This window comes from Hoylesella timonensis S9-PR14 (assembly GCF_000762405.1).
GTDB classification, from domain to species: domain Bacteria; phylum Bacteroidota; class Bacteroidia; order Bacteroidales; family Bacteroidaceae; genus Prevotella; species Prevotella timonensis_A.
Genome location: NZ_JRPQ01000061.1, coordinates 1 through 3,133, shown reverse-complemented (window position 1 = coordinate 3,133; position 3,133 = coordinate 1). Strand labels below are relative to the sequence as shown.

Sequence of the window (3,133 nt, the reverse complement as noted above, 5' to 3'; positions counted from 1 at the left end):
GCCTTAAAGCATGCAAATTGCACGCTTATCTCAATGCTTTAATCGCCAAAAGGTGGTGAAAATAGGAAGAAAAAGAATAGGGTTAAATGTAACAACTTCAATAACAAGAGGTTATAAAACTTTCGCATAACTCGCGTATTTGCGACCAACTTTGGTGTTGGATGTTTTTACGCGAGTTTTGAGAGGCACTTTGTAAAGATAATTCAGCATCAATAAACACTTAAAATCAAGATTAAAAAAGAATTGAAGAGCGGGTTTTAAGTCTGCAAATCTCGCAAGATTGTTTCTCTTGATGATACAAAAATGTGTGTCTCCACCTGTGACCTGATAATGATTGGATTGCTATTGGATAAAAAAAATCAAGCGCTATTTAACGACAAGAGCTGTGCCTTAACCATTATATATATGACTACTAATGTGCTTATTTCTGATTTTATTCGTATTTTTGCCATATCAACCATGGGACTGGAAGGGACATCAGACTGTGCAAATCACATGGTGCGCTGTGTCTCATGTCGAGGGTCGTGTCGTGCAAGGCGGCATGGTAATAGCTTTTATCATATAGCAGAACAGAAAAATGGCAAAGGAAATGAACTACGAAGAGGCTGTGCAACAGTTGGAAAGTATTGTGCAGCGCATGGAAAATGATGAGTTGGACATTGATGAACTGACCACGGAACTAAAGAAAGCCCAACAACTTATCAAGATGTGTAAAGCGAAACTCACCAAGGTGGACGAAGATATAAAGAAGATACTTTCGCAAGACGATTAGGCTTGTAAATGTGCTTTTGAGAGGTGTTACCCACCCTATTTTTTACAACTCCGTGACTCTTGGAAATTGAAGCAATGATTTCACAGGTTTGTCTACGTGGGGGAACAAGGCAAAGTATAACGAATTTATATATTGCAGCCAATCAGTGCATTGTAAAAATGTGTTTGCTGTCTAAAAGGATGCACCGCAATAAGCATAATAGTCGTTTGGCTGAAAATAAATAATTGCTTACCTTTGCAGTATAGCAATAACCAATATGGGCAAAGGAAAATTAGCAAAATTTGCTGAGATGGAAACGTTTGAAAATGTTTTCCAATATCCGCATTCAGTGATAGAGCAAGTGCCGTTTGAAATGAAAGGGCACTGGCGAGACCAATATTTCAAGAACAATCATCCGATAGTGTTGGAACTGGGATGCGGAAAGGGCGAATATACGGTGGGATTGGCAAAACTATTTCCCCACATCAACTTCATAGGAGTTGACATCAAGGGGGCACGTATGTGGACTGGTGCCAAGCAAGCGATAGAACAAGGACTCGCGAATGTGGCATTTCTGCGTACCAACATCGAACTGATAGATCGTTTCTTCGGTCCAGACGAGGTACAGGAAATATGGCTCACATTTTCAGATCCACAAATGAAAAACGTGCGGAAGCGACTCACAAGTACGTATTTTATGAACCGATATCGATGCTTTTTGGTAGACGGTGGATTGATACACCTGAAGACAGACTCCAACTTTCTTTTTACATATACCCTTGCCATGGTGGATAACAACCAGTTGCCCATTGTTCAAAGTACAGGCGATTTGTATCATACCACAGATATGGATGAAGCGACAAAGCAAATATTGTCTATCCAGACTTATTACGAATCGATGTGGATAGCAAGAGGATTAAACATTAAGTACTTGAAGTTTAAGCTTCCCCGAAATGGTGTGCTGAAAGAACCCGATATAGAAATACCTCTTGACGACTATCGCAGCTATCACCGAAGCAAGCGAAGCGGTAAGACAGTGGGTAAATAAACATGTTAAATAATAGAATGATTTGATATAAATAATGATGACCATATATCCTAAACTGATTACAGACGCACTGGCAACGGTAGTGTATGCTGGTACGAAAAAGAACTTGATAGACAGCGAAATGCTGGAAGATGACGTGAGAATTGACGGTATGAAAGTGGAGTTTACTTTACTTTTCCCTCGAGAGACGGACCCATTTCTGAAATCAACGCTCAAGGCTGCTGAAGCTGCTATTCATTATCACGTTTCGAAAGAGGTTGAGGTGACTATCAAAACGGCATTTAAGTCTACCCCACGCCCGACGGTTGATAAACTTTTACCACAAGTAAAAAATATTATAGCTGTAAGTTCTGGAAAAGGAGGAGTGGGAAAGTCCACAGTCTCTGCCAATTTGGCTATCGCCTTAGCACAATTGGGATATAAAGTTGGGTTGTTGGATGCAGACATCTTTGGTCCGTCAGTTCCAAAGATGTTTGGGGTAGAAGATGCACACGTATATTCGGTAGAGAAAGATGGAAGACAGTTGATAGAGCCTATACAGAAATATGGTGTCAAACTTTTAAGTGTTGGTTTCTTTGTAAATGCTGACACAGCAACGTTGTGGCGTGGTGCAATGGCTTCAAATGCCTTAAAACAATTGATTGCTGATGCTGATTGGGGAGACCTTGATTATTTTATTTTAGATACACCACCTGGTACGAGCGATATTCATCTCACATTATTACAAACCCTTGCTATCACAGGAGCAGTGATAGTGAGTACACCACAAGACGTTGCTTTAGCTGATGCGCGCAAGGGAATTGATATGTATCGTAATGAAAAGGTGAATGTTCCGATTTTAGGATTGGTAGAAAATATGGCTTGGTTTACACCTGCAGAACTTCCAGAGAACAAATATTATATCTTTGGAAAAGAAGGATGTAAGAGGCTTGCTGCAGAGATGAACACGCCGCTCTTGGCACAAATACCTTTGGTACAAAGCATTTGTGAGCATGGAGATGGTGGTGAACCGTCGGCTATTGATGTGAACACGATGACAGGACAAGCCTTTCTGAACTTAGCACAAGCAGTGGTGACGGTAACAAATCTTCGCAACAAAGAACAGAATCCCACGAAGAGAGTGCAGGTGAAATAATTTAGAAGGGTCGTATCTCCAGTGGGCGATTGAAAGTAGTATCAACACATGGGGCTGGTGAAATCATTCAGAAGAATTAAGGCTGGTTCTATAAATTAGCTTTGTTAGATTTTGAGCTTATTTTTGAGGTCAAAATGCAAGAGAGTGAAGGAGTGTAGCGAGCTACACGACTGAACGAACTTACATTTTGAACCAAAAA

Annotated in this window: 3 protein-coding genes; all 3 read left to right on the top strand. The window is 40.5% G+C overall.

Translation table 11 applies throughout. From position 1 onward, the window contains the following. Nucleotides 1-577 precede the first annotated feature (577 nt). The 3 genes from xseB to HMPREF9304_RS02895 all read left to right on the top strand — a co-directional run bounded on the left by xseB (nucleotide 578) and on the right by HMPREF9304_RS02895 (nucleotide 2,934). The gene (xseB, locus tag HMPREF9304_RS02905; protein WP_008124297.1) at nucleotides 578-772 is read left to right on the top strand and encodes an exodeoxyribonuclease VII small subunit; all 195 of its coding nucleotides are present in this window, start codon (nucleotides 578-580) and stop codon (nucleotides 770-772) included. Nucleotides 773-1,028: 256 nt separating this feature from the next. After that, nucleotides 1,029-1,799, top strand: a complete 771-nt coding sequence (gene trmB / locus HMPREF9304_RS02900; protein ID WP_036926304.1) for a tRNA (guanosine(46)-N7)-methyltransferase TrmB — start codon at nucleotides 1,029-1,031, stop codon at nucleotides 1,797-1,799. A 37-nt stretch (nucleotides 1,800-1,836) separates the two neighbouring features. Next, nucleotides 1,837-2,934: an Mrp/NBP35 family ATP-binding protein gene (locus HMPREF9304_RS02895; protein WP_036926306.1), complete on the top strand. Its 1,098-nt coding sequence runs from the start codon at nucleotides 1,837-1,839 to the stop codon at nucleotides 2,932-2,934. Nucleotides 2,935-3,133: the final 199 nt, after the last annotated feature.